The organism is Limnohabitans sp. WS1, from assembly GCF_003063265.1.
In the GTDB taxonomy this organism is placed as follows: Bacteria; Pseudomonadota; Gammaproteobacteria; order Burkholderiales; family Burkholderiaceae_C; genus Limnohabitans_A.
Genome location: NZ_NERU01000009.1, coordinates 86,130 through 112,180 on the forward strand (window position 1 = coordinate 86,130; position 26,051 = coordinate 112,180).

General features: G+C 62.9%; 29 protein-coding genes. 19 read left to right on the top strand and 10 right to left on the bottom strand.

Features of this window, described 5'->3' with window-relative positions; translation table 11 throughout:
• Positions 1-18 precede the first annotated feature (18 nt).
• From bchO to B9Z48_RS12465, 5 genes are all read right to left on the bottom strand, one after another.
• Positions 19-903: an alpha/beta fold hydrolase BchO gene (bchO, locus tag B9Z48_RS12445; RefSeq protein ID WP_089956768.1), complete on the bottom strand. Its 885-nt coding sequence runs from the start codon at positions 901-903 to the stop codon at positions 19-21.
• 55 nt (positions 904-958) lie between these two features.
• The gene (locus B9Z48_RS12450; RefSeq protein WP_089956771.1) at positions 959-2,848 is read right to left on the bottom strand and encodes a magnesium chelatase subunit D; all 1,890 of its coding nucleotides are present in this window, start codon (positions 2,846-2,848) and stop codon (positions 959-961) included.
• Positions 2,849-3,069: 221 nt separating this feature from the next.
• Positions 3,070-4,095 carry a magnesium chelatase ATPase subunit I gene (gene bchI, locus B9Z48_RS12455; RefSeq protein WP_108378780.1) on the bottom strand — a complete coding sequence of 342 codons (1,026 nt, stop codon included), beginning with the start codon at positions 4,093-4,095 and terminating at the stop codon, positions 3,070-3,072.
• A 92-nt stretch (positions 4,096-4,187) separates the two neighbouring features.
• Entirely contained in the window at positions 4,188-5,474 is a 1,287-nt protein-coding gene (locus B9Z48_RS12460; RefSeq protein ID WP_108378782.1) for a Coenzyme F420 hydrogenase/dehydrogenase, beta subunit C-terminal domain, read from the bottom strand.
• 12 nt (positions 5,475-5,486) lie between these two features.
• The gene (locus B9Z48_RS12465; protein WP_108378877.1) at positions 5,487-6,077 is read right to left on the bottom strand and encodes an NnrU family protein; all 591 of its coding nucleotides are present in this window, start codon (positions 6,075-6,077) and stop codon (positions 5,487-5,489) included.
• A 197-nt stretch (positions 6,078-6,274) separates the two neighbouring features.
• On the opposite strand from B9Z48_RS12465, the gene B9Z48_RS12470 reads away from it, so the two are divergent.
• The 10 genes from B9Z48_RS12470 (at position 6,275) to ccmI (ending at position 14,212) form a co-directional block, all read left to right on the top strand.
• Complete coding sequence (locus tag B9Z48_RS12470; protein ID WP_199233511.1) at positions 6,275-6,601, top strand: high-potential iron-sulfur protein; 327 nt, start codon at positions 6,275-6,277, stop codon at positions 6,599-6,601.
• A 194-nt stretch (positions 6,602-6,795) separates the two neighbouring features.
• A complete protein-coding gene (ccmA, locus tag B9Z48_RS12475) occupies positions 6,796-7,416 on the top strand; it encodes a cytochrome c biogenesis heme-transporting ATPase CcmA (protein WP_108378785.1) in 621 nt (206 codons plus the stop codon).
• Positions 7,417-7,427: 11 nt separating this feature from the next.
• Complete coding sequence (ccmB, locus tag B9Z48_RS12480; RefSeq protein ID WP_233261107.1) at positions 7,428-8,144, top strand: heme exporter protein CcmB; 717 nt, start codon at positions 7,428-7,430, stop codon at positions 8,142-8,144.
• Positions 8,145-8,157: 13 nt separating this feature from the next.
• Positions 8,158-8,925, top strand: coding sequence for a heme ABC transporter permease CcmC (gene ccmC / locus B9Z48_RS12485; RefSeq protein ID WP_108378787.1), 768 nt, complete (start codon positions 8,158-8,160; stop codon positions 8,923-8,925).
• Positions 8,922-9,230: a heme exporter protein CcmD gene (gene ccmD / locus B9Z48_RS12490; RefSeq protein WP_108378789.1), complete on the top strand. Its 309-nt coding sequence runs from the start codon at positions 8,922-8,924 to the stop codon at positions 9,228-9,230. Before ccmC ends, ccmD begins: the two co-directional genes overlap by 4 nt.
• Positions 9,227-9,673, top strand: coding sequence for a cytochrome c maturation protein CcmE (ccmE, locus tag B9Z48_RS12495; protein WP_108378791.1), 447 nt, complete (start codon positions 9,227-9,229; stop codon positions 9,671-9,673). The genes ccmD and ccmE overlap by 4 nt, the downstream gene beginning before the upstream one ends.
• Before the next feature lie 27 nt (positions 9,674-9,700).
• Entirely contained in the window at positions 9,701-11,761 is a 2,061-nt protein-coding gene (locus tag B9Z48_RS12500; protein ID WP_108378793.1) for a heme lyase CcmF/NrfE family subunit, read from the top strand.
• The gene (locus tag B9Z48_RS12505; RefSeq protein ID WP_233261108.1) at positions 11,758-12,372 is read left to right on the top strand and encodes a DsbE family thiol:disulfide interchange protein; all 615 of its coding nucleotides are present in this window, start codon (positions 11,758-11,760) and stop codon (positions 12,370-12,372) included. The genes B9Z48_RS12500 and B9Z48_RS12505 overlap by 4 nt, the downstream gene beginning before the upstream one ends.
• Positions 12,372-12,941: a cytochrome c-type biogenesis protein gene (locus B9Z48_RS12510; protein WP_233261109.1), complete on the top strand. Its 570-nt coding sequence runs from the start codon at positions 12,372-12,374 to the stop codon at positions 12,939-12,941. Before B9Z48_RS12505 ends, B9Z48_RS12510 begins: the two co-directional genes overlap by 1 nt.
• Complete coding sequence (gene ccmI / locus B9Z48_RS12515) at positions 12,941-14,212, top strand: c-type cytochrome biogenesis protein CcmI (RefSeq protein WP_108378797.1); 1,272 nt, start codon at positions 12,941-12,943, stop codon at positions 14,210-14,212. Before B9Z48_RS12510 ends, ccmI begins: the two co-directional genes overlap by 1 nt.
• A gap of 58 nt (positions 14,213-14,270) precedes the next feature.
• Here ccmI and B9Z48_RS12520 read toward each other — a convergent pair whose 3' ends face one another.
• Positions 14,271-14,552: a heavy-metal-associated domain-containing protein gene (locus B9Z48_RS12520; protein ID WP_199233512.1), complete on the bottom strand. Its 282-nt coding sequence runs from the start codon at positions 14,550-14,552 to the stop codon at positions 14,271-14,273.
• A 12-nt stretch (positions 14,553-14,564) separates the two neighbouring features.
• On the bottom strand, positions 14,565-15,317 hold the full coding sequence (locus B9Z48_RS12525) for a DUF4395 domain-containing protein (RefSeq protein WP_108378799.1): 753 nt from the start codon (positions 15,315-15,317) through the stop codon (positions 14,565-14,567).
• Between the two features lie 48 nt (positions 15,318-15,365).
• On the opposite strand from B9Z48_RS12525, the gene B9Z48_RS12530 reads away from it, so the two are divergent.
• Complete coding sequence (locus B9Z48_RS12530; RefSeq protein ID WP_158273260.1) at positions 15,366-15,998, top strand: Crp/Fnr family transcriptional regulator; 633 nt, start codon at positions 15,366-15,368, stop codon at positions 15,996-15,998.
• 136 nt (positions 15,999-16,134) lie between these two features.
• On the opposite strand, the gene hemE is transcribed toward B9Z48_RS12530, so the two are convergent.
• From hemE to B9Z48_RS12545, 3 genes are all read right to left on the bottom strand, one after another.
• Positions 16,135-17,271, bottom strand: a complete 1,137-nt coding sequence (gene hemE, locus B9Z48_RS12535; RefSeq protein WP_108378885.1) for a uroporphyrinogen decarboxylase — start codon at positions 17,269-17,271, stop codon at positions 16,135-16,137.
• A 90-nt stretch (positions 17,272-17,361) separates the two neighbouring features.
• A complete protein-coding gene (chrA, locus tag B9Z48_RS12540; protein WP_108378803.1) occupies positions 17,362-18,702 on the bottom strand; it encodes a chromate efflux transporter in 1,341 nt (446 codons plus the stop codon).
• On the bottom strand, positions 18,699-19,064 hold the full coding sequence (locus B9Z48_RS12545) for a hypothetical protein (RefSeq protein ID WP_108378805.1): 366 nt from the start codon (positions 19,062-19,064) through the stop codon (positions 18,699-18,701). Before B9Z48_RS12545 ends, chrA begins: the two co-directional genes overlap by 4 nt.
• A 173-nt stretch (positions 19,065-19,237) precedes the next feature.
• On the opposite strand from B9Z48_RS12545, the gene B9Z48_RS12550 reads away from it, so the two are divergent.
• From B9Z48_RS12550 to B9Z48_RS12585, 8 genes are all read left to right on the top strand, one after another.
• Positions 19,238-19,999, top strand: a complete 762-nt coding sequence (locus B9Z48_RS12550) for a GntR family transcriptional regulator (protein WP_108378887.1) — start codon at positions 19,238-19,240, stop codon at positions 19,997-19,999.
• A gap of 29 nt (positions 20,000-20,028) precedes the next feature.
• Entirely contained in the window at positions 20,029-21,207 is a 1,179-nt protein-coding gene (locus B9Z48_RS12555; protein ID WP_108378807.1) for an ABC transporter substrate-binding protein, read from the top strand.
• 61 nt (positions 21,208-21,268) lie between these two features.
• Complete coding sequence (locus tag B9Z48_RS12560) at positions 21,269-22,135, top strand: branched-chain amino acid ABC transporter permease (protein WP_053170177.1); 867 nt, start codon at positions 21,269-21,271, stop codon at positions 22,133-22,135.
• A 1-nt stretch (position 22,136) separates the two neighbouring features.
• Positions 22,137-23,129, top strand: coding sequence for a branched-chain amino acid ABC transporter permease (locus tag B9Z48_RS12565; protein ID WP_233261110.1), 993 nt, complete (start codon positions 22,137-22,139; stop codon positions 23,127-23,129).
• A gap of 11 nt (positions 23,130-23,140) precedes the next feature.
• Positions 23,141-23,908, top strand: a complete 768-nt coding sequence (locus B9Z48_RS12570; protein ID WP_233261111.1) for an ABC transporter ATP-binding protein — start codon at positions 23,141-23,143, stop codon at positions 23,906-23,908.
• Positions 23,901-24,623 (top strand): ABC transporter ATP-binding protein, encoded by a 723-nt coding sequence (locus B9Z48_RS12575; protein WP_108378811.1) that lies wholly within the window; start codon positions 23,901-23,903, stop codon positions 24,621-24,623. Before B9Z48_RS12570 ends, B9Z48_RS12575 begins: the two co-directional genes overlap by 8 nt.
• Positions 24,624-24,668: 45 nt before the next feature.
• On the top strand, positions 24,669-25,721 hold the full coding sequence (locus B9Z48_RS12580) for an aromatic ring-hydroxylating dioxygenase subunit alpha (RefSeq protein ID WP_108378891.1): 1,053 nt from the start codon (positions 24,669-24,671) through the stop codon (positions 25,719-25,721).
• Entirely contained in the window at positions 25,718-26,026 is a 309-nt protein-coding gene (locus B9Z48_RS12585) for a 2Fe-2S iron-sulfur cluster binding domain-containing protein (RefSeq protein ID WP_089956817.1), read from the top strand. The genes B9Z48_RS12580 and B9Z48_RS12585 overlap by 4 nt, the downstream gene beginning before the upstream one ends.
• The last annotated feature ends 25 nt before the right edge of the window (positions 26,027-26,051 follow it).

Below are 26,051 nucleotides of genomic sequence, written 5' to 3' on the forward strand. Positions count from 1 at the left end.
AGCGCGTGTGGATTTGCGTCAAATGCCGCAGCTGCGCAGGATGAATGACGCCGTGCCCGCCGGGTCTTGTTCGTGGGCCAGATGGCCGAGGCCCGCTTGAACGTGCAGGTGCGCTTGCGGCAAGCGCTGGCTGGCCTCCTTGGCCAAAGCCGGGGGCACGGTTTGGTCTTGTGCCCCGATGTGCATGAACACCGGGTTGCGGATCTCGTGCAGGCGAGCGGCCAGGGGCTTGAGCCGCCAGGCCGCCATCATCGACAACACGCCGTGCACATGGCCCGAGTCGCACAGCACGCGGGTGTACAGATCCAGCCCTTGCGCGTCGAGCGTGGAGCCGGTGCGTGCGATCCACTCGGCCACCGCACCGGGTTTGGCCGCCAGCTTGGCGGTGGCCCAGGCGGACAGCGGGTTGAGTGCCGCTAATTTTGCGGCAGGGCCGAACAGCCACGACGCCACGCCGGGCAGCGGCAACCAGGCGGGGTTCAAGCCGATCAGGGTGCTGCGCGAGGCACTGTCAAAGTTCAGCGCCATGTGCGCGGCTATGGCCGCGCCCGCCGAGTGGCCGACGATGACCTGCGGCGTGAGCTTGAGCTGCAGCATCAAGGCCCGCAGGCCTTCTGCCATGCCGGGCAGCGACAGCGCGCCCTCGGGGCCCCGGCTGGTGAAGGCGTGGCCGGGCAGGTCGGGGGCGACCACGGTGAAGTGCTCAGCCAGTGCGGGCATGAGGCCACGCCAGCTGAAGTTGCCCGAGCCGGTGCCGTGCAGCAGCAGCATGCACGGGCCTTGGCCCATTTGCTGCACATGCCACTGGATGCCACCCGCTTGCACAAAGCGGCTGTGCTGTGCATGTGGCCAGTGCGTCCGGTGATCGGACCAAGACATGCCGGGATAAAAGCTTTCAAACATGGCGAGTGTGGCGAATGTAGCGGTGTGTCGGGTCGTTGCAGGCCGATCAGGCGTTTCACGCGCCGGGGTTGCGCACCCGCTCGATGGCGAGGGCCATGCGCTGCGACTGCACCTGCGGCATGGGCAGGTAGCTTGCGCCCATGGTGGCCGCCAGTTGCTGCGCTTGCGCGTCGGGGTGCATCGAGGTGTCGATCCACAAGGCGCGGTGGCCGCTGGCGCGCCACTGCTGGCCCCAGTTTTGTGCATCGGTTTGCGCTTGGGCGCGGCCGCCCAAGCCTTGCAGCGTCACGTTGGCGCGGCCGTCGCTCAGCACCACCAAAATCGGCGTGACGCCTTGGCGCTGCAACTGTGCCGCTTGTTCGTGCGCCATTTTCAGGGCCAGCGCCAAGGGCGTGCCGCCGCCGCCGGGCAGGCCGGTCATGGCGCGTTTGGCACGCACCAGCGAGCGTGTCATGGGCAGCAGCAGCTGGGCCTGCGCGCCACGAAAGGACACGATGCACACGCTGTCGCGGCGGGCATAGGATTGCTGCAGCAGCAGCTCGACCGCACCCTTGGCCTCGGCCAAGCGCTGCAAAGCGGCTGAGCCGGATGCGTCGAGTGCCAGGATCAGGCAGCTGGAGGCGCGTTGCTGGTAGCGCTGGATGTGGAAGTCTTCGGCTCGGATGGCGACTCGACCGGTGCTGTGTGCTTGTCGCAGCCGCTGCTTGGGCGCGGCGGCGCGCAAGGTGGCCAGCACATGCAGGCGGGCCTGACCGCCGGGGCGGCCTGGGCGTGGGGGCAGGGGGCGGCCGCGCTGCGAACCCGCGCGGGTTTGGCCGCTGCGGCCCGAGGTGTTGTGGCTGGCCGCACCTTGGCGCGTCATCAGTGCGTCGAGCATGTGCGGCGGCAAGCTGGCCAAGGCGGCGGCGACCATCATCTCTTGCAGGTCTTCGGCACTCGGTTCAGTGTTCTGTTCGGCGTTCTGTTCAGGTGGTGGGGCTGTGTCCGGGTCCTTGTCTTTTTCAGTGTCGTTTTCCGGCGCTTGATCGGCGTTGTCTGGGGGCTCAGGCGGCTCTGGTGGCGGTGTGGCGTCCTCCGGTGGCGCTGGTTCTGATTCTTGCGCAGACGGCTCGGCTGGCCATTGCGTGGCGCGAGGCGCGAGCACGCAGCGCGCGGCAAAACCCAGATCGTCGGCGTCCAGCGTGCTGCGCCCGTTCAGCGCCGCATGGCCGCAAGCCACGCGCAGCGCCAGGCTGGGCACACGCAATGAGCCAATGCCCAAACCCAAAGCCGCCGCACAAAGCGCTTGCATGTGCTCGTCACTTGCTTGCACTTGCGGCAGTTGCTCGCGAGCGCGGGCCAAAGCACCGGGGCTGAGGCGAATCTGCAGGCCATCCGATTCGTTGTCTTCTTGCAACGCCGCGTGGATGTCGCTGGGCGAGAGTTCGTTCAGGTCCAGCCACACGCCCAGGCGCTCGGCCAGGGCCGCGCCCACGCCGGGCTCGTCGGACAAGGATTCGTCGAGCGCCACCACGCCAAAGCGGGTGGGTGTGGGGGCTGCGCTGTGGCGGGTGGGTGGGACTCGGCCTTGCTCCAGCGCTTGCACCAAAGGCGCGAGCAGGGCGGGCGACAGGCGTTCGGCCATGGGCAGGCAGACCAGGCCTTGGTCGGCTTGTTGCAACAAACCTGCTTGCATGTGCAGCTGACCAGTTTGCAGGGTGTGGGCCAGGTCGATGCCGCCCAGCAGCCGCTCGCTGTCCACCGAGCCGGGTACTTTGACCAAGCCGATGCCCAGCCCCGCCAGCGCTTGCAGCCAGCGCTCGCGCACCGGGCCGTGTGGCGCGCTGAGGCACACGCCGCCGAAACCATGGGGGCTCAGTTGAAGCAACTGAAGCGTGGTGAGCGCGTCGTTCCAACGCTCCATGGGATCAGTGGGCGCAGACAGGGAGGGTGCTTGACGGGGCATGTCAGGGTTGAAGAGCGGATTTGCAGGAGCTTCGTCTTCGAAGCGATGGGTGCGGGTGGCAAGGACTTATCGCGGCGAGGGCGCCGCTCCTACAAGGGAATATCTTTGTGGGAGCCCCGCCCTCGGGGCGATGGTGGGAGGTTTGCCAGGGGCCAATCGCGGCGAGGGCGTCGCGCCTGCAGGAGAGGGTCGGTGCAAACATGGTGGGTCTGATCAAGGACTCAGGCGGCCAGCACTTCTTGCAAGCTGCGCTGCACGCGCGCGCCCGAGTCGGTGTCGTCCAACGGGTTGCGGCGCAAGCGGTGGCGAAGTGCCAGCGGGGCCATGCTTTGCAGGTGCTCAGGCTTGACCGCTTTGTGGCCTTGCAGCGCGGCATAAGCGCGGGTGGCCCGCAGCAGCGTGAGCTCGGCGCGCAGGCCGTCGGTGCCCAGCTGCTGGCACAGACGGGCGCAAAGCATCAGCATGTCGTCGCTGACCTCGACCTCGTCCAGCAGGTCACGCGCTTTGAGGATGCGTTTTTGCAGCTTTTGGTTGTCCTTGTGCCACAGCGCTTTGAAGGCGGTGGGGTCTTTGTCGAAAGCGTCACGGCGTTTGATGATGCTCACGCGCAGCGCCAGGTCTTGGGGGGTGCGCACCTGCACCGACAGGCCAAAGCGGTCCAGCAGTTGTGGGCGCAGCTCGCCTTCTTCGGGGTTGCCGCTGCCCACCAGCACAAAGCGAGCCGGGTGGCGCACGCTCAGGCCTTCGCGTTCGACCAGGTTTTCGCCCGAGGCGGCCACGTCGATCAGCAGGTCCACCAGGTGGTCATCGAGCAGGTTGACCTCGTCGATGTACAAAAAGCCGCGGTGCGCCTGGGCCAGCAGGCCGGGGGCGAAGGACTTGACGCCTTGTGACAGGGCTTTTTCCAGATCGAGTGCGCCGACCACACGGTCTTCGGTCGCACCCAAAGGCAGGTCGACCACAGCCACGCTCTGGCGCTCGGTGGCGACTTTGGCTTTGGGGTCGCGCGCCTGACAAACCGGGCAGGCACCCGCCGGTTTGGCCGGGTCACAGCGGTAAGGGCAGCCTTTGACGACCGAAATCGGGGGCAACAGGTCGGCAAGCGCCCGCACGGCGGTGGATTTGCCGGTGCCCCGGTCGCCCAAGACCAGCACGCCGCCAATCGACGGGTCCACCGCCACCACTTGGATGGCGAGGGTCATTTCATCTTGACCAACAATGGCCGCAAAAGGGAAGGTCAAAGCCATAGGGGGCATTCCGCAAAACTGTTCTCGCCCCATCATCCAAAAGACACAGCGAAGTGTCAAGTTAAATTTACACTTTTAATTGGCTCTTGCGTTCAGGTTTTGTGGGGGGTGTTGTCCACTTTGTCGGATTCAGGTCGGGTTTGCGGCTTCAAACCATAAGGTGCCGCCAAATCCCAAACATGTTGCGGCAGCATGTTTTTGATGCGTGCAGGGGCCTCGCGGCGCAGGTGCAAGATGGACTCGATGGCCTTCATCTCGACCCGAGCGCGCGCAAACTCCAGGCCGCGTGGCCCCACCCGAGGCATGAGCCAGTTGACCAGCGGTTTGATCCAGGCGGGCATGCGCCGCAGCGGCAGGCCCCCGGCGGCGCGTTCGGTGTTGGCCATGAAGCCGCGCACCGGGCCCGCCCTTTTGCCTTGGCTGATGGGGGCGCTGGTGACCAATTGCGCCTGAATGCCGTCCAGCACCGCTTGGCCGCGTTCGTTGCGCACCAGCAACCATTGCTGGCCGTGCCCGCCCATATAGCCCACGGTGATGTCGGCCAGCACATTGGTGTAGTCCACGCAGGTGCGGCAGGTCAGTGGGAAAAAGTCCGGCGGCAAGGTGGACAGCGGCAGGTTCAAAAACGGGATCAGGCGCTTGTCACCCTGGTCGGTGCGCACCTCCACCTTGTAATCGGCGCGGAACTCGACATAGCTGATGTCTTGTGGTCGGTCCGAAATCAGGCCCAGAAACTGGTGGAAGTTTTCGGTGGTGGTGTTGTCAGAGCACGGCGTGCCGATCACGTAGAGTTGCTCCAAGCCTTGCTCGCGTTCGAGCTGGGGCTGGATGGCGCGCAGGGCGTAAATCTGGCAGGGGATGCCGATCACGGCCAAGCGCTTGTGGCCTTGTGCCAAGGCGGGCTCCACCAGACTCAGCAGCGGCGCGTAACCCATGCGCATGCCCCGGCATTGCGCCATGTCTTCGGCGCGGGTGACCAGCACCGGGCGCGGCCGCCAGCGGTCGTGCGGGTCGGCGGCCATGGCGATCACGGCGTCCACCAGGCCTTTTTCGAGCAACACTTCGGCCAAGCGGGTGGTGATGCCGGTCCACTGCGCGCCTTGGGTGGGCGGATCCAAGCGGGCGCTCAGGATCTGCTGGTAGGGACCGAAAAACAGTTCGTCGGGTTGGGCGCTTTGGACGGGGGTGTTGGTTTGGCGCACACGGCCATGCACACGCTGCTCCAAGCCCGGGTAATCGGGCTGGATGAACTGGCAGGCCTGGCCGCAGCGTTTGGGTTCATCGGTGCGCGAGAGGCCGCAGTCGGTGCACAACTTGCGAGCGGGGACCCCAGCTGGCGCAACAACGTTCGGAGCAGAAGGCGAACCAGTGGCTTGCACGTCAGTCTGCCATCAAACAGCGCGGGTGAAAGGCATCACGCCCACCAGCCAGAGGTGCAAGCCGCCCATCAAAAATGCGGCCCATACGCCAGTGCCCACCACCACGGCCAGCAAAGTGCTCAGCAGCTTGCCTTCGGGCGCAGAGTGAAGGCTTTGGCGATCGCGCTTTCGGGCCGCACGAAATACCAGTACTGACCAGACAAGGAAACCTCCAAACAAGAGCACATCGGCCAAGTTGCCATTCGACAGCAAATGCCCCAGCGCCCAGACCTTGACCGACAAGGTCATGGGGTGGCGCATTTTGGCTTTGATCTGGTTGCCGGGCACATAACTGGCCACGAGCAAGACCATGGCCACCCACATCAGCAAGATGGTCGCGTGCTGCATGCCACGCGGGGGTGTCCACAGCACCACCGGGTCCAGCCGTGCCTGGCCGTAACCTTGCACCAGCAGATAAAGCCCAAGGACAGCCACTGCGGCATAAACGGCCTTAAAACCCAGAGGCCCCCAGCGGGCGATGCTGTTTTGGCGCACCTGCGAGGCCAGACTTTGCAGTGAGTGAATTCCCAAAAAGAGGGCCAATCCGATGAGCAGTTGCAGCATGTCAAAACCCTTGTGTCTGGTGCGTATGAAAACAAAGCTGCATTCTGACACGCCACTGTCCATGGCGGTTGACATTTAAAAGCAGGGTCTTTCCTGTGTGTTTTGCTCAAGTATCTTGGGCTGAATGACAAAGTGACTGATGTGGCGCACAATGAACTGTTCAGTATTTTCTGACTGTTTCTTCCAAGGAATCTTCTATGTCCCGTTTTTCTTCCCTCTCATCGACCCGCCGCGTGTTCATGATGCAAGTGGCCACTGCTGCCACCGCCGTTTTGGCTGTGAGCGAGGCTTCTGCCCAAGCCATGGTGGACGAGAAAGACCCCCAAGCGGCAGGACTGGCCTACAAAGCTGACGGCACCAAAGTGGACAAGGCCAAGAACCCCAAGTTCGCAGCCGGCTCCAACTGCGCCAACTGCGCGCTGTTCCAAGGCAAGGCCGGTGCTGCAGCCGGTGGCTGCCCCTTGTTTGCGGGCAAACAAGTGGCTGCCAAGGGCTGGTGCTCGGCTTGGGCCAAAAAGGCTTGATGCCTTCTGGTTAAAGCGGTCTACTTCCCGCAGAGACCTCCAAAACCGCCTTCGGGCGGTTTTTTTGTATCCATTTCCAACCCCCAACTCAGGGCATACCCTGATTTACTAGCCTGAAACAAGGCTTTGAGGACACAAAGTGTCAATCCATCGTTACACTTTGCTTCGTCTACAACCGACCGGAAAGTCCTTTCATGGCGTCTTGGGTGCTCACAGCGATGGACCTGGCCTGCCAAAAGGCCCAGCGGACCTTGTTCGAGGGCGTGAGCTTTTCTGTACCCGCGGGCAGCTGGTTGCACATCGAAGGCGGCAACGGCTGCGGCAAGACCAGTTTGCTGCGCATCCTGTGCGGCCTGTCCCCGGCGGCGCGCGGCCAGGTGCGGTGGCCTTCTTCTTCGCTTTCGCGCCCCGACCGTTCGGTGCTGCATTACATCGGCCACGCGCTGGGCCTCAAGCCCGATCTGACCGCTTGTGAAAACCTGTGCGCCGATGCCCAGGTCAGCGGCTTGGTGCTCAGCCGCCAGCAGGCGCTGCAAGCGCTGGCCGCGCAGGGCCTGCAAAGCCGGGCCCACCTGCCCGTGCGGGTCTTGTCGCAAGGCCAGCGGCAAGGTGTGGCCTTGGCGCGTTTGCGCACCAGCCCGGCGCGGCTGTGGATTTTGGACGAGCCCCTGGTGGGCTTGGACGTGCAGGCCACCGCCACGGCACGCGCCTTGCTGCAGTCGCATGTGGATGCAGGTGGCGCGGTGGTCATGACCAGCCACCACGATGTGGGTCTGCAAGGCCCAGGTGCGCGCTTGCAGTTGGGCCACGCATGAACACCCCCGCCATGACCGCCCCTGTGTCAGCGCTTGCGGCTCAGCCCATGCTGCCCAGCCCTTGGCAGGCCATGGGCGGCGTGCTGCGGCGCGACCTGCGCCTGGCCCTGCGGCGCAAGGCCGAGTGGTTGGGCGCGGTGTTTTTCTTTGTGTTGGTGGCGGCTTTGTTTCCGCTGGCCATCGGCCCCGAGCCGGACACACTGCGCCTGATCGGGCCGGGAGTGTTGTGGGTGGCGGCTTTGCTGGCGAGCATGCTGAGCCTGGGCCGTTTGTTCGATGCCGACCACCAGGACGGCAGCCTGGAGCAGCTGGCGCTGTCGGCCGCGCCCCTGCCTTGGCTGGTCAGCGCCAAGCTGCTGGCGCATTGGCTGATCTCGGGCCTGCCCTTGGTGATGCTGTCGCCGCTCTTGGGCCTGCAGTTGGGTTTGGGGCCAGAGGCCTTGGGCATGCTGGCGCTCACGCTCTTGATCGGCACGCCCGTGCTGTCACTGCTGGGCGCGATCGGTGCGGCCCTCACCTTGGGTGTACGCGGCGGCGGGGTGCTGCAGTCGCTTTTGCTCTTGCCTTTGTATGTGCCGGTGCTGGTGTTTGGCACGGGCGCGGTCGATGCACAGATGCGCGGCCTGGGGGCCGAGGCGCATGTGTCCATTTTGTTGGCGCTCTTGCTGGCTTCGGCGGCGCTCAGCCCCTGGGCCTGTGCAGCGGCTTTGCGCTTGGCGCTGGAATGAAGAGGAACGGACCATGAAGCTCTTTCACTACGCCGCGCCGCAGCACTTCTACCCCTTGGCTGGGCGCATCTGGCCCTGGCTGGCGCTGCTGGCCACGGCGCTTGCGCTGGCGGGTTTGTGGGTGGGCTTCATGGTCGCGCCGTCCGACGCGCAGCAGGGCCAAGCCTACCGCATCATTTACATCCATGTGCCCGTGTCATGGATGGCCATGGTCATTTACCTGGCCATGGCGTTTTGGAGTGTGCTGGGTCTGGTGTTCAACACGCGTTTGTCGGGCCTGATGACGCGGGCGCTCGCGCCCACAGGGGCTTTGCTGGCCTTTTTGTCGCTGTGGACCGGGGCCTTGTGGGGCAAGCCGATGTGGGGCACTTACTGGGTGTGGGACGCGCGCTTGACTTCAATGCTGATCCTGCTGTTTTTGTATTTGGGCTACATCGCCTTGACCTCGGCCATTGAAGACCCGCGCCGCTCGGACCGGGCCGGCGCCTTGGTGGCGGTGGTGGGCGCAGTGAACGTGCCCATCATTTATTTCTCGGTCAAGTGGTGGAACACCTTGCACCAGGGCGCTTCGGTGTCGCTGACGCAGTCACCGCGCATGGCCAGCATCATGCTGACCGGCATGCTGCTGATGAGCTTGGCGATTTGGTTGTATGCGGCGGCCATCGCTTTGTGGCGCGTGCGCAGTTTGATTTTGGAGCGTGACAGCCACGCCGCTTGGGTGCAACAACTGCCCGAGGTGATGGCGCACCGCGCGCAACACGCATTGCGAGGTGCCGCATGATTTGGCAAAGCGCAGCCGAGTTTTGGGCCATGGGCGGCTATGGCGTTTACGTGTGGGGCAGCATGGGCGTGAGTGCGGCCTTGCTGGTTTTGGAAGTGCTGCTCGCACGCATGGGCAGGCGACAAGCGCTGGACGCGGTGTGCGAGGCCATGGACGCTGCCGCCGAAGATGACACAGATCACAGGTCTGTGCATGCTGTTGTGCCCCAGTCCCCCAATCTCCACAGGGGCCCCAACGGTACAGGCCCCAGCCCTTCGCACCCCGCAGCGCAGCAGACTTCTTTCACCCCAGGAGCCGCATCATGAAAAGCCGCCACCAGCGACTGTTTGGCATCGCACTGGGCTTGCTGCTTGTGTGTGGTGCGCTGTTTTTTGTACTCAACGCCTTCCAGAGCAACCTGGTGTTTTTCTTCACGCCCACGCAAGTGGTGGCGGGCGAAGCGCCCAAAGAGGGGCATTTTCGTGTCGGCGGTTTGGTCAAGGCGGGCAGCATCCAGCGCGACGGCATGGCGGTGGCTTTTGTGGTGACCGACACGCAGCGCGAGGTGCCGGTGCGCTACGTGGGCCTGCTGCCCGATTTGTTCAAAGAAGGCAAGGGCGTGGTGGCGCAAGGCAGCCTGGACGCGGGCCGCCTGTTTGTGGCCAGTGAGGTGCTGGCCAAGCACGACGAAAACTACATGCCGCCCGAAGCCCAGCACGCGCTGGACGAGGCGGCCAAGGCCCGCATGGGCGCGGGGGTGGTGCGATGACTCGCCCTGATCTGAACGGAGCTGTCTATGTGGCCTGAAGCCGGTCATTTGGCCTTGATCATGGCGGCCTGGGTCGCCTTGGCGCAGGCGGTGCTGCCGCTGTGGGGCAGCTTGTCAGCGCGGCGTGCGGGCTGGCAAGCGCTGGCGAGGCCTTTGGCGGTCTTGCAACTGGCGCTGATCGTGTTGGCCTTTGGCGCTTTGTGGCACGCGTTTTATGTGCACGATTTCAGCGTCAAGTACGTGGCCCACCACTCCAACACCTTGCTGCCCACGCCCTACCGTTTGTCGGCCATTTGGGCGGGTCACGAAGGCTCGCTGCTGCTGTGGGTCTTGATGCTGGCGCTGTGGTCGGTGGCGGTGGCCACGTTTTCCAGGCGCTTGCCGCAGGCCCTGGTGGCGCAGGTGCTGGGTGTGATGGGCGCGGTGTCGGTGGGTTTTCTGGCCTTTATCCTCACATTGTCCAACCCGTTTGCGCGGCAGTTTCCGGCTCCATCCGAGGGCCGTGATTTGACGCCTTTGCTGCAAGACCCCGGTTTGGTGATCCACCCGCCCATGCTCTACATGGGCTATGTGGGTTTGTCGGTGGCCTTTGCTTTTGCCATGGCGGCGTTGCTGTCGGGCAGGTTGGATGCAGCGTGGGCGCGTTGGGCGCGGCCGTGGACAGTGGCGGCCTGGGGCTTTTTGACGCTGGGCATCGCACTGGGTTCGTGGTGGGCGTATTACGAATTGGGCTGGGGCGGCTGGTGGTTTTGGGACCCGGTGGAAAACGCCTCGCTCATGCCTTGGCTGGTGGCCACGGCGCTGATCCATTCGCTCATGGTCACCGACAAGCGCGGGCAGTTCAAGGCCTGGACGGTGCTGCTGGCCATTGGTGCGTTTTCGCTCAGCCTGCTGGGCACTTTCCTCGTGCGCTCGGGCGTGTTGACTTCGGTACACGCCTTTGCCACCGACCCGGGACGGGGCGTTTTCATCTTGCTGTTTTTGCTCGTGGTGGTGGGCGTGTCGCTGGCCTTGTTTGCCTGGCGTGCGCCGCAGTGGGCCAACGCTTCGCAGCCGGTGGCCGGTTCGCGCGAATCGTTTTTGCTGCTCAACAGCGTGCTCTTGGTGGTGGCCATGGCAGCAGTGCTCTTGGGCACTTTGTACCCGCTGATCATCGATGCGCTGAACCTGGGCAAGCTCTCGGTGGGGCCGCCGTATTTCGACCGCGTGTTTGTGCCCCTGATGGTGCCGCTGCTCTTGGCCATGGTGCCGGGCACGGTGGTGCCTTGGCATGTGGCGCGCTGGGCAGCGGTGCGCTCGGTGCTGGTGCCCGGGGCTTTGGCGCTTTTGTTGGCCAGCGCGTGGGCCACTTGGGGCGGTGCACCCATGGGGGAGGGCAGCACGACCACCGCAGGCGGCTGGCTCACGGTGATGGGCGGCACGCTGGGTGGCTGGATTGTGCTGTCGGGCGCTTGGCAAATCGTGCAGCGCTTGCGCCTGCCGGGCTCGCCGGGCTTGGCCTGGTGGGGCATGCAGGTGGCGCACCTGGGCGTGGCGGTGCTGGTGCTGGGCATCACAGGCGTGAAGTCCTTTCAGGTCGAGCGCGATGTGCGTCTGGGCTTGGGCGACTCGGTCACGGTGGCCGGTGTGCGTTACCAACTGCTCAGCGTGGACCAGCACTTGGGGCCCAACTACCTCGCCTTGCGTGCCCAGATGAAGATGTTTGAAGGCGAGCCCGGCCGTGAGCGTGAAGTGGGCACCCTGCAGCCTGAAAAGCGCCGCTATGTGTCGAGTGCCATGCCCATGACCGAGGCCGCGATCGACCGCAACCTGTGGCGTGACCGCTATGTGTCTTTGGGTGAGCCCTTGGCGGGCGAGCCGCCGCAGTGGAGTTTCCGGGTCTACCACAAGCCTTTTGTGTCGTGGATCTGGCTGGGTGCGGTGTTCATGGTGCTGGGCGGTGGCTTGGCGGCGTTTGATCGGCGTTACCGGCAGGTCCCTTCGGCAGCGCGTGCGCCTGGCGCTCAGGCTGACATGGGCATGGGTTTGGGTGCGTCGGGCTTGCGCGCTGCATCGCCTGTCGCTGTGGCCAAAGGTGCAGTGTCATGAGCGCGCTGTCTGCCAAGGCCCCAAGTCGGCGCATGCCACGCTGGGTGTTTGTGCCGCTGGCGTTGTTTTTGGGCATGGTGGTGTTTTTGGCGGTGGGCCTCACGCGCAACCCGCAAGAGATTCCCTCGCCACTCATTGGCCGCACCGCACCGGCTTTTGAGTTGCCGGTGGTGGGTGGGCCGGGCGTGTTCAACGCAGGGCAGTTCAAGGGGCAGCTCACCCTGGTCAACCTGTGGGCCACCTGGTGCGCAGGCTGCAAAGAAGAGCACCCGATTTTGATGGCGCTGGCCCGCCAGCCCGGCCTGAAGATGGTGGGCATCAATTACAAAGAGCTGCAGGCCTCGGAGCTGTCGGGTCAAGACTCACTCAGCGCCGAATCGGTGCAAAAAGCCACGGCGCGCAGCCAGGCCTGGTTGCAAAAACACGGCCAGGCTTTTGGCGTGAACCTGCTGGACATGGACGGCCGGGTGGGCATGGATTTTGGGGTGTACGGCTTGCCCGAAACCTATTTGATCGACCACGAGGGCGTGGTGCGTTTCAAGCACGCCGGGGCTTTGACGCCCGATGTGGTGCAGCAAAAACTCTTGCCCTTGCTGCGGGGGGTGAACTGATGCGTGTGTTGCTTCATGGCATGCTGGTCTGCGTTGGGCTGTGGTGCGCCTGTGCGGCGGCCCAAGCGCCAGGTGGTTCGGCAATGGGTGTGGCCAATGTTGCGACAGATGCTGCGAACAGCGGTGCTTCAGTCCCATCGACTGTGCAGGCGACTTTGCCAGGTGTGGGCGCGCCTGTGGCCGCGCACACCGATGCCCCCATGTCGGCCGCTGTGCAGGCGCGCTGGGACCACATCGCGGCCGAGCTGCGTTGCCTGGTGTGCCAAAACGAATCGCTGGCCTCGTCCAATGCCGAGCTGGCATTGGACTTGCGGCGTGAGCTGCGCGGCCTGATCGAGCGGGGCCAAAGCGATGCCGACATCCGCAGCTTTCTGGTCAGCCGCTATGGTGACTTTGTGCTCTACAAGCCCGAGGTCAAGCCCGTGACCTGGCTTTTGTGGTTTGGCCCCTTTGTGTTGTTGTTGGGTGCATTGGCCCTGGCGCTGCGCTTGATGCGCCGCACACCTGCCGCGCCCGTGCCTTTGACCGAACGCGAGCGCGAACGTGCCCGCCAACTGCTGGAGTCCTGATGTCCTTTTTGCCGCCTTGGCTGGGTTTGTTGTGGGTGCTGCTGGCCTTGGGGGCGCTGGCGGCGGGGGTCTTGCTGCGTGGTTTGAGGTCACAGGGACAAGCCGTGGCCATCGAAGAGCAGTCGCGTACCAACCGCGACATCCATCAGCAGCACCTGGCCGATCTGGACCGTTCTTTGGCCGAAGGTCGTTTGACGGCCCTTCAGCATCAGGCAGCTCGAGATGAGTTGCTGCGCCATCTGTTGGACGATGCATCGCGGGCCGATGAGCATCCTGTGGCTGCCGTTCCTGCACGGTGGCATTGGTTGGTTGGGGCCTTGGTCTTGCTCAGTGGCCTGAGTTATTGGCAGCTGGGTGCACCGCAAAGCTGGTGGCCTGTGCCCTTGAGCCAGCAGGTCAAGATCAGCGCCACCACACCCGAGCAATTGGCTGAGCAAACCCGCGTGTGGCAACAAGCCACGCAAAAACGCCCGGAGGATGCCCAGGCTTGGTTGACGCTGGCGCGGCTGCACGCCGCCCAAAACGCGCATGCCCCAGCCGAACAGGCCCTGGCGCGTGTGTTGGCCTTGTCGCCCGAGCCCGATCTGTGGATCGAGCGGGCGCAAATGAAAGCCTTGAGTGCAGGTGGGGTCTACACCGGCGAGCCTTGGCAGTGGATTGAAGACGTGCTGCGCACACAGCCCCAGCACCTGAATGCGCTGGTGCTCGCGGGCAGCGCGGCGCTGTCTGAAAAACGGCACGCCGCAGCGCAAAACTACTGGCAGCGTGCCTTGGCTTTGGTGCCTGCTGACAGCGAGGCGGGCCAAGGCTTGCAGCAGGCGCTGGCGAAAGCGGCCGAGATGATGGCCGAGATGGCGGCGGCACCTGGAGCAACCGCAGCAGCGGGGGCAGGGATGGTGTCAGCAGTGATTCCGGCAGGTGACACCCAGCCCCTCATCCAGGGCGAAGTCCATGTCTCGCCCGAGGTGCAAAGCCAAATCGCCGCAGGCTCCACCTTGTTTGTTTACGCCATGGCCGAAGAGGGTTCGCGCCGCCCCGTGGCCATTTGGCGTGGCACGCCTGTCGCTTGGCCTGTTCCTTTTGCTTTGAACGACAGCATGGGCATGGGGGCACCACCCTTGTTGTCATCGCTGACACAAGTGCGTTTGGTCGCTCGCATTTCCAAAACCGGATCAGCGCAAAAGCAAGCCGGCGATTTTCAGGTGGAGATGCCGGGCGTCAAGACCGGCGTGCGTGGCCTTGTGTTGAACATGGTCGCAGCCTCCCCGTAGATCGGGTTTTAGGGCTTGAGCGTCACTTTGTCGCAGAGCGACTTTTCAGTGCCAGTGCTCAAGCACTGACCTTGCCGATCGCGCAGCTCACCATCGACTTGGCCTGCGCCAAACCCGACTGAAAGCCGGCCACCGTGCCTTGTTCGGGGTAGCCCATGCTGCGCAGTTTCTCGGCGATGGCGCTGCGTTCGGATTCATCGGCCAAGAGGGTGATGCGCTGCTGTTCACGGTCGATGTGTACGTCGCTCACGCCCGCGATGCTGCACAGGCCTTTGCGGATGGAGTTTTCGCAGCCGCCGCATTTGATGTTTTCGACGTCAAAGGTCAGTGGGGTGTTCATGGGAAGGTCCTTTCAAAGACAGCCGTTGTGTTGTTTCCAAATGGTTTCGTGGCCCATGGCCTTTGCAAAATCGGGCACCTTGCAGCGCTCTTCTTCGCTGGCCTTGGGGTGGGTGGAGGGCACTTGCACCGCAGGGTGGTGCATGCCGCGCAGCTCGGGGCCCTGTGAGACCCAACCCGCCACAACCACCATCACCGCTGCAAACCCCAAGAGCAGCAAGCCCTGACCCCAATGCCCTCCCGTACCGACCGGTGCTGTGTAGCGACAGGTGCCGCCGGGGCACAGTTGGGCTTGAGCTGGGCGCAACCAGTCGTGCAATTTGCAGCCGATGCAAATGCCGAATGCGGTTTCAAAAAACATCAACAACAAACAGGTGCCGCACACCAACATGTTCAGAGGCCCGATGCTGCGCTCAATCACCAGCAAATACAGCATCCACAGGCCCAAAGCCCATCCGATACCCCAGGCAAACCGCTTTTGGGGCGCGCCCACGTATTCGGGCTCTTGGCCGCGCACGACCCATTGGCTCATGATCATGGCCGGTGCCCAGCGCGGGTTGACGAACAGGCGAATACTGAACTCGATCACAAAGGCCACCACAAAAACCTGTGTGGCTTTGAATTGCCCCAAAAGCAAGGCTTGCGAAAAGGCGGCGAAGGCCAACAAAAACAAAATGCCGGCACTTGCACGCACCGCGCGTTCGTTGAACACAGGTACCTTGTAGTCCGGCAGGGTTTGGCCAAATGCAAAGAAGGACGTTGTCATACCACCAGTATGGGGTCCGGCGGTGATTTCTCATATGATTTGAATCACATGAACAACTCAGCCACCGATATGCCTGCCGACCCGCGTCTGCTGGCCCTTTTGCCGCCCGCCATCGTGGACGATTGCGAGCTGCGACGGATGCGCAAAGGTGAGCGTTTGTTTGCCAAAGGCCAGCGTCCGCGGTATTTGTTTTGGGTGCACACGGGCCAAGTGGTGCTCGAGCGCGCTGCGGCCAACGGCACCAGCGTGGTTTTGCAGCGCACCCACCAAGGCTTTGTCAGCGAGGCCAGCTTGCAGTCCCCTCATTACCACTGCGACGCGGTGGTGGTGGTGGATGCGCGCATCACCTGCGTCCCCGTGCCCGCGCTCTTGCAAGCGTTGACAGACGACGCAGCCTTTGCTTTGCGCTGGATCGCCATGCTCAACCAAGAGGTGCGCCGCTTGCGCCTGCAGTGCGAACGCCTGAACCTCAAGGGCGTCCAAGCGCGTCTCTTGCACTGGCTGGAGACCGAAGGCACGGGTGGTTGCTGCTCCGTTACGGCGGGCTACAAATCGTTGGCTGCTGAATTGGGTGTGAGCCACGAAGCGCTCTACCGCGCCTTGGCCGACATGGCGGCAGCGGGCCTGGTGCTGCGCGAGCCAGATCGATTGTGTTTGAACACAAAGAGTCCGTTTCCTTGAACTGCATGCTCTGTGCTTGCGCGTTGAGCAGGCGTTTTGACAAGGAGAAATGGGCCGGCCTCAGCGTGGGTTTTGAGGGCCCGGCGATTTTCATCATCGCACAGGCACTTTGGCCGCCCCCCTGAAATGCTGTGACTCAGCCTTGCCGCAGTTTCCGCGAATGGCTGTGCACGGCCTCCACCAGCGCCGTCACATGCTCGGGCGGGGTGTACTGGCTGATGCCGTGGCCCAGGTTGAAGATGTGGGTGGGGCCGGTTTGGGTGGTGTCGGTGTGCGGCGTGCCAAAGCTGTCGAGCACCCGGTGCACCTCGGTGGCGATCTGCGCAGGCGGCGCAAACAAGATGTTGGGGTCGATGTTGCCTTGCAGCGCTTTGCCGGGGCCACCGACTTCGCCGCCCACCAAGGCGCGTGCACGGCCCAGGTTCATGGTCCAGTCCAGACCCAGCACATCGCAGTTCAGACCGGCCATCTCGGGCAGCCACAAGCCGCCGCCTTTGGTGAACACGATGCTGGGGATGCGCTGGCCGTTGTGCTCGGTCTTCAATTGGCTCAGCACGCGGGCCGTGTAGGCCAGGCTGAATTGCTGAAAAGCGCCATCGGCCAACACGCCGCCCCAGCTGTCAAAAATCATGGCCGCTTGCGCACCGGCTTCGATCTGGGTGTTCAGGTACAGGGCCACGGCGTCGGCGTTGATTTCCAGAATGCGGTGCATCAGGTCCGGGCGGCTGTACATCAGGGTCTTCACATGCCGGTAGTCGTCAGAGCCTGCGCCCTCGACCATGTAGCAAGCCAGCGTCCAGGGGCTGCCGGAAAAGCCGATCAGCGGTACGCGGCCGTTCAGCGCCTTGCGGATGCTGGTGACCGCGTCGAACACATAGCGCAGCTTGTTCATGTCGGGCACGGCCAACTCGGCCACGGCCGCTTCGTCGCGCACGTTCTTGGCAAAACGCGGGCCTTCGCCTTGGGCAAAGGAAAGGCCCAAGCCCATGGCGTCGGGCACGGTGAGGATGTCGCTGAACAAGATGGAGGCGTCGAGCGGGTAACGATCGAGTGGCTGGAGCGTGACTTCGGTGGCGTAGTCGACGTTGGTGGCCAGGCCCATGAAACTGCCGGCCTTGGCGCGGGTGGCGCAGTACTCGGGCAAATAGCGGCCAGCTTGGCGCATGAGCCAGACGGGGGTGTGGTCGGTGGCCTGGCGCAGGCAAGCGCGAAGGAAGGTGTCGTTTTGCAGGGGGGCAAATGACGAAGATGTGGATGTGGTGTTGGATGCCATGAAATAACCCGAAGTCAAGGTGCACATTGTCTCAGGCTGTCAAGCCAGGGTCCAGCACTTCAAGCGCCATGCGTGACTTGTTGTGCCGCATCACAACAGGGCGTGCCGCAGCAAGCCCAGCACCACACAGAGGCTGAGCACGCGCACCACGCCTGTTCCCTTCCAGACCAAGGCCCAGATGGCGATGACCGTCAGCGCCATGGCACTCAGGTCGGGCCAGGTTTGCCATCCGCCGGGCCACCACGTGTGATGCGCGAACACCCCCGCCAGGTGCAAGATGACGCCGATCACGGCGGCCGTGATGGCTTGCAAAGGGCCAGTCAGTGAGGGCATGTGCCGCGTCGATTCAACCAGTGGCCCACCTGCCAAAATGAACACAAAGGAGGGCAGAAAAGTGAACCAAGTCACCACGCAGGCCGCCACAACGCCACCCAGCACGGGATGGCCGAGCACGGCCTGGCTGTGCCCACCCAAAAAACCAACAAAGGCCACCACCATGATCAGTGGCCCGGGTGTGGTCTCACCCAGCGCCAGACCATCCATCATTTGCGCGGCCGTGAGCCAGCCGTACTGCACCACCGCCGCTTGTGTGACAAAGGGCAAGACCGCATAAGCCCCACCAAAAGTCAGCAGGGCCGATTGCGTGAAAAAGCCACCCATTTGCGTCAAGGTGTGGCCCATGCCGAACAACCAGGCGATCAGCCCCCAACTGAGTGCCCACAAGCCCAGACCCATGCCCAGCGCACGCCACAAGCGTTTCGGGCTGTGGTGCGTGTGTTGGCCTTGTTCTGAATGGTCATCAAGCCAAGCCGCTGAGTGGGTGGACGCCGTGTCGGCGCTCGGGGGTGGGGTGAGGGGTGGCTGGTCATGCCGATGGCGAGCCCTGTAAAACCCCATGGCCGCCGCGCCAACAATGATCACCGGAAAGGGCACGCCCCAGAGGGTGCCCAACAAAGACAAAGCGGCCAGCAGCCACAGCCAGCGGTCTTTCAGCGTGCGCTTGGCCATGCGGTGGGCGGCCTGCAGCACCAGTGCTGTCACTGCAGGCTTGAGGCCCCAGAGCAGCGCCTGTCCCCAAGGGTGTTGACCCCAGACGGTGTAGGCCCAACTGAGCACCATCAACAGAACCAGACTGGGCAGCACAAACAAAGCCCCCGCCGCGATGCCGCCGCGCGTACCGTGCATCAGCCAGCCGGTGTAGGTGGCCAGTTGTTGGGCTTCAGGGCCGGGCAGCAGCATGCAGTAATGCAGGGCGTGCAGGTAGCGCTTTTCAGAAATCCAGCGGCGGCGCACCACCAGTTCTTCGTGCATCAGCGCGATTTGCCCTGCAGGACCACCAAAGCTGACACAGCCCAGCCACAGCCAGAATTTGAGGGCCTGCACAAAGCTGACCGGCGCAGGGCTTAGGGCGGTGTCAGGGGCCTTGGTCATGGGGCGTTCCAGCCATCGCGAAAGGCTTGGGCAAATGCCGGGGTGCCGCTGATGCTCAGGCTCAGGGTGATGACGTCATCGGTCGACGGTGTGGGTGACAGGTCCAGCTTTTCTTGTGTGCTGTCCCAATGGGCGGACACGGGCGCGTGGGCCCTGCGGATGTGCAGATCAAAGTCCCAATCCGCCCCGTCTTCCAGTGGACCGGGGGCTTGTGGGCCAAAGCGATGTGCCCAAGCCAGCAGCCGCGTCACTTCGTGCAGCAGGGCCGGGGTGTGACGGGCCGCGGGTTGGGCCAGGGCATCCCAGCAGACCACGCCTTCGGTGTCTTCGCTGCAGTCAAATTCCAGAAATTCCAAGTTCATGACGTGTTTTTCTTTCAATGCGGAGATTGTCGCAGCGGGGTTGGGTTTGTCTCATTGGATACAGGACATCCAAAAATTGCCTAAAACTTGAGCAAATATCGGTGTTTTCAGGGTTTTCTGTATACAAGGCAAGGGGTGTCAGTGGTTTAATTCGTTTTTTAATGCATCTGCCCATGTCGCCATCTTCTGTTCGCCTGCTGGATTCTGACGCCGAAGGCGGCTCCCAAGCCGTCAAGGCGCAGCAGCGCCTGCGTGAATGGATTTTGGCGGGCGATTTGCCTTCGGGTGCCCGCATTGCCGAGTTGGCTTTGGTGGACCGCCTGGGCATGTCGCGCACGCCCATTCGCGCCGCGCTGATGCACCTCAAGCAAGAGGGTTTGCTGGAGCCGCTGCCCGGTGGTGGCTATGCCGTGCGCACTTTTTCTGAACGCGAAGTGGCCGATGCCATTGAGCTGCGCGGTACGCTGGAAGGCTTGGCTGCCCGCCTGGCCGCCGAGCGGGGTGTGCGCCCTGCCTTGATCCAGCAAGCGCGGGTTTGCTTGGACCAGATTGACGCGGTGCTGCGTGCATCGGCCTTGGACGACGAGACGTTTTCAACTTACGTCGAGCTCAATGGCCAGTTCCACAAACAGTTGTCCGAGATGGCCGACAGTGCGGTGTTGGCCCGAGAAATTGAACGGGCCTCGAGCTTGCCTTTTGCCTCGGCCTCTGGTTTTGTGGGTGTGCATGTGCATGACGCCCATGCACGCGACACCCTAGTGGTGGCGCAGCACCAGCACCGCCAGGTGCTCGACGCCATCGAGCGGCGTGAAGCCGGTCGGGCTGAGGCCCTCATGCGCGAACACTCGCGCATTGCGCGGCAAAACATGCAGCTGGCCTTGCGCGACCCTGCGGCATCGGGCACACCTGGTGTGCAACTGATCCGACCTTCCTGATCAACGGTTTTTTAACGAGGAGACTGAACATGCAAAAACGTCAATTCCTGAACGCCATCGCTGGCACCACGCTGGCTCTGACCGCCACCGTTACCGCCTCCACGGCGATGGCGCAAGACAAATTCAAGATCGGCCTGATCTTGCCCATGACCGGTCCGTTTGCCTCCACCGGCAAGCAGATCGAAGCCGCAGCGCGCCTGTACATCGCGCAAAACGGCGACACCGTGGCGGGCAAAAAAGTCGAGCTGATTGTCAAAGACGACACCAGCGCCGCCGACGTGACCAAGCGCTTGGCCCAAGAGATGGTGGTCAATGAAAAAGTCAGCGTGCTGGCGGGCTTTGGTTTGACGCCTTTGGCCTTTGCCACCGCCCCGATTGCCACCCAGTCCAAAACCCCCATGGTGGTGATGGCCGCGGCCACATCCAGCATCACACAAGCCTCGCCCTTCATCGTGCGCACCAGCTTCACGCTGCCGCAAGCGGCCGTGGCCATTGCCGATTGGGCGCCCAACAACGGCATCAAAAAAGTCGTGACTTTGGTGTCTGACTACGGCCCGGGCATCGATGCCGAGAAGTTCTTCAAAGACCGTTTGCTGTTCAACGGTGGCCAGGTGCTCGACAGCCTGCGCGTGCCCATGCGCAATCCGGACTTCGCGCCTTTCCTGCAAAAAGTACGTGACCTGAAGCCTGACGCGGTTTATGTGTTTGTGCCCTCGGGCGCAGGTGCGGCCTTGATGAAGCAGTTTGCCGAGCGCGGCATGGACAAGGCAGGCATCAAGCTGATCGGCACTGGCGACATCACCGACGACGACATCTTGAACAGCATGGGTGATGTGGCCAACGGCGTGGTGACTTCGCACCACTACTCGGCCTCGCACAACTCGGCACTCAACAAGAAGTTCGTCACAGCCTTTGAAAAAGCCAACAATGGCCTGCGCCCCAACTTCATGGCCGTGGGCGGTTATGACGGCATGCGCGTGATTTACGAAGCGGCCAAGGCGACCAAGGGCGCAGGCGGTCAGGCTTTGCTCGACGCGATGAAAGGCCAAGTGTTTGAGAGCCCCCGTGGCCCCATGTTCATCGACGCACAAACCCGCGACGTGGTGCACAACATCTACATTCGCAAGGTGGAGAAGGTGAACGGCCAGCTTTACAACCAGGAATTCGCGACCCTCAAGGACGTGAAAGATCCGGGCAAGACCAAGTAAGGCCTTGCCCTTGCAGGAGCGCACGCTGTGCGCTTTTGCAAAACCCATCTGTAACCACCACATGCTGACCATCCTTTTCGACGGCATCGCCTACGGCATGCTGCTCTTCATCTTGGCCGTGGGCCTGTCCGTGACCATGGGCTTGATGAACTTCATCAACCTAGCGCATGGCGCTTTTGCCATGGCGGGCGGCTACCTCACGGTGGTGCTGATGCAGCGCTTTGAGCTGCCTTTTTTGTGGTGCCTGCCGCTGGCCTTTGTGGCCACGGCTTTGCTGGGGGCGGTGCTGGAGCGCACGCTGTACCGGCACATGTACAAGAAGCCCCATCTCGATCAGGTGTTGTTTTCGATCGGTCTGGCTTTCATGTCGGTGGCCAGTGTGGACTATTTGATGGGCTCGCAGCAGCAGATCATGCAGTTGCCCGATTGGCTGCGCGGTCGCACCGAGTTGTGGGACGGCGCCTTGGGCATGGGCCACTACCGCCTGTTCATCATCGCGGTGTGCGCAGCGCTCACCGTGGGATTGCAATTCATTTTGGCCAAAACCCGCTTTGGCAGCCGCTTGCGCGCCAGTGTGGACGATGCCCGCGTGGCCGCAGGGCTGGGCATCCGCGTGAATTTGATCTTTGCCGCCACCTTTGCCGTGGGATCAGGCCTGGCCGGCCTGGGCGGGGCGCTGGGCGCCGAAGTGCTGGGCTTGGACCCGACCTTTCCGCTCAAGTTCATGGTGTACTTTTTGATCGTGGTGGCCGTGGGCGGCACCTCTTCCATCACCGGGCCGCTGTGGGCGGCGCTGCTTTTGGGCATTGCCGATGTGGCGGGCAAGTACTACATGCCCAAGCTCGGTTCCTTCATCGTGTATTCGCTGATGATCGCGATTTTGATTTGGCGTCCGCAAGGGCTGTTTGTGCGCAAGGGAGGTCGCTGACATGAACAAACCCATGGATGCGCGTCAACAACTTTTATCCACCGCCCGCATGCGCGGCTGGGAGCCTTTGGTTTGGCTGGTGGCGTTTGCCTTGCCCCTGCTGGTGCCGGGCCATGCGCTGATCGTCAACGAGGTTGCCATCGTCGCCTTGTTTGCCGTGTCGCTCGATCTGGTGCTGGGCTACACCGGCATCGTGTCGCTGGGCCATGCGGCGTTTTTGGGTTTTGGGGCCTATGCCTCGGCCTTGTTTGCCAAGCATGTGATGCCCGACCCCATGGTCGGCCTGCTGTTTGGAACCTTTTGCGCCACGCTGCTGGGCGCGGCGTGTTCGCTCACCATCTTGCGTGGCACCGACCTGACGCGGCTCATGGTCACGCTGGGCATGGCGCTGATTTTGATGGAGTTGGCCAACAAACTGGACTGGCTGACGGGCGGCTCGGACGGATTGCAGGGCGTGATGATGGGCCCGGTGCTGGGCCGTTTTGAATTTGATTTGTATGGCCAGACCGCCGCCTGGTATTCGCTGACGGTGTTGCTGGTTTTGTTTGTGTTGGCGCGGCGTTGGGTGAATTCGCCCTGGGGCGCCACGCTCATGGCGGTGCGCGACAACCCTCTGCGTGCCATGGCCATTGGCATTCCGGTGCACAACCGTTTGGCCGTGGTCTACACCGTGGCCGCCGCATTGGCTGGCGCTGCAGGGGCCTTGATGGCGCAAACCACCGGCTTTGCTTCGCTGGATGTGTTTGCTTTAGAGCGTTCGGCCGACGTGATGCTGATGTTGGTCATCGGTGGCGTGGGCTGGCTGTATGGTGGTGTGGTCGGCGCGGTGGTGTTCAAACTCATGCACGACGTGATCGCGGGCATCACGCCGCAGTACTGGACGTTTTGGATTGGTCTGTTTTTGGTGGTGCTGGTCATGGTCGGGCGTGAGCGTTTGATTCGCCCTTGGCTGTGGTTTGGCCGTGCTGCCGATCAGAAAGGTGGTGCGCAATGAATCAAGCTGTCATGAACGCCCCCGTCGTGTTGAAGGCTCAGGGCCTCGTCAAACAATTCGGCGGCATCACCGCCACCGACAACGTCAACCTTGAATTGCGCTTGGGCGCACGCCATGCACTGATCGGCCCCAACGGCGCGGGCAAGACCACACTCATCAATTTGTTCACCGGCGTCTTGCCGCCGACTTCGGGCCGCATTGAACTGCTGGGACAAGACATCAGCCAGCTCGCGCCGCACCTGCGTGTGCGCCGGGGCATGGTGCGCACTTTTCAGATCAACCAACTGTTCGCCAGCATGACGCCTTTGCAGACGCTGGCCATGGTGGTCTCGCAGCAGCGGGGCTTGGGCGGGCGTTGGTGGTCGGTGCTGGGTCAAGACAAGGCCGTGGTCGAGCGCTGCGAAGCTTTGCTTGAATTGTTCCGCCTGACCGAAGTCATGCACCAGCGCACCGAGCATTTGGCCTACGGCAAACGTCGCTTGCTGGAGATGGCGATTGCGCTGGCCTGCGAGCCCAAGGTGCTGCTGCTCGACGAGCCGGTGGCCGGTGTGCCTGCGGGCGAACGCGAAGAGCTCTTGCAAACCGTGGCAGCGTTGCCCGCCGAAGTGTCGGTCTTGCTGATCGAGCACGACATGGACCTGGTGTTTGAATTTGCCGACCGCATCACCGTGCTGGTCAACGGTGCGGTGCTGACCGAAGGCACGCCCGAAGCGATCGCCGCCGACCCGCAAGTCAAGGCCGTGTATTTGGGGCATGGCGAGGAGGTGGTCCATGGCTGATTTATTGCGTGTTGAAAATCTGCGGGCCGGTTACGGCGAAGCCGTGGTGCTGAACGACATCAGCCTGTCGCTGGGCGAGGGCGAAACCCTGGCGCTGCTGGGGCGCAATGGCACTGGCAAAACCACGCTCATGGACACGCTGGCTGGGGCCACACGGCAACATGGCGGGCAGATCTTTCTGGGCGGTCAGCCGCTGCACACTTTGCCTTCGCACGAGCGGGCGGCCGCAGGCATTGGTTGGGTGCCGCAAGAGCGCAATATTTTCAAATCGCTCACGGTGCAGGAAAACCTGACCGCAGTGGCGCGGCCCGCACGACAAAGTCGCGCCTGGACGCCCGAGCGCGTGTACGCGTTGTTCCCGCGTTTGGCCGAGCGCAAAACCAATTTGGGCACGCAGCTGTCGGGCGGTGAGCAGCAGATGTTGGCCGTAGGCCGAGCGCTGGTGCTCAACCCGCGCTTGCTCTTGCTGGACGAGCCGCTCGAAGGCTTGGCCCCCATCATCGTGGAAGAACTGCTGCGTGCGATTGCCCGCATCACCCGCGAAGAGGGCCTGTCGGCCATCATCGTGGAGCAGCACCCGCAAGCGATTTTGAAGATCAGCCACCACGCGGTCGTGTTGGACCAGGGCAAGGTGGTGCACGCCAGCGATGCAAACACCTTGCGCGAGAACCCTGAATTGCTGGACAGTCTGCTGGGCGTGGCCCGCAAGCTTTGAACACCCGCTTTGACCAAAAGCTTTGAATTGGAGAGGAAGGACAAGATGTTCATCAAAAACACCTGGTATGTGGCTTGCACCTTGAGCGAACTCGAAGCTCTGGGCGACAAGCCGCTGGGCCGCACCATTTGCAACGAAAAAATGGCCTTTTTCAAAGGCCCGGATGGCCGTGTGGCGGCGGTGGAAGATTTTTGCCCGCACCGGGGCGCGCCCTTGTCGCTGGGCAAGGTGTGCAAGGGCCATTTGCAGTGCGGCTACCACGGCCTGGAAATGGGCACCGATGGCAAAACTGTGCAGATGCCTGGCCAGCGCGTGCGCGGCTTTCCGGCCATCAAAGCGTTTGCCGTGGTCGAGCGCTATGGTTTTGTCTGGGTTTGGCCGGGTGACCCCGCCCAAGCCGACGAGGTCAAGATGCCCGTTTTTGAGTTTTTTGACAACCCGGCTTGGGCTTATGGCGGTGGGCTGTACCACGTCAAGGCCGATTACCGCCTGATGATCGACAACCTGATGGACTTGACGCACGAGACCTATGTGCATGCCAACAGCATTGGCCAGCCCGAGATCGACGAGACGCCTTGCACCACCACGGTGGCGGGTGATCAGGTCATTTTGCAGCGCCACATGACGGGCATTCAGGCACCACCGTTTTGGCAAATGGCCATGAGCGCCAATGGCCTGGACCCTCAGGCCAAGGTGGACCGCTGGCAAATCTGCCGCTTCACGCCGCCTACTCACATCATGATCGACGTGGGTGTGGCGCTGGCAGGGCACGGCGGTTTTGATGCGCCGCCTGAAGTCAAAGCCTACAGCGTGGTGGTGGACTTCATCACCCCCGAGACCGAGACCTCGCACTGGTACCACTGGGGCATGGCACGCCAGTTCAAGCCGCACGATGCTGAGCTGACCGACAAAATTCGAGCGGGCCAAGGCGGCATCTTCAATGAAGACATGGAGATGCTGCAACTGCAACAAGCCAACATCAGCCAATGGCCAGACCGCAAGCTCTTGATGCTCAACATCGACTCCGGTGGGGTGCAATCGCGCCGTATCATCGAGCGTTTACTGGCCCAAGAAAACACCTCCGAGATCACCGCATGAGCACTTCAGAACCCACCCAAACCCCCATCGACGCCGACGGCAGCTTCGAGGTCCATCTGCAAAAAAGCGGCCAGACCCTGAAAGTCTCCAAGGATCAGTCGATTCTGTCTGTGTTGCAGGACGCGGGCCATGATGTGCCGTTTTCTTGCTCACAAGGTGTTTGCGGCACCTGCCTGACCTCGGTGATCGCGGGCACGCCTGACCACTGGGACATGTTCCTCACCCCTGAAGAGCAGCAGGCCAATGACCAGATGCTGATCTGCTGCTCACGCAGCCAGACAGCGCGCTTGGTGCTGGATCTGTAAAGCCCTCACTGCCTCGCCTGCCGCT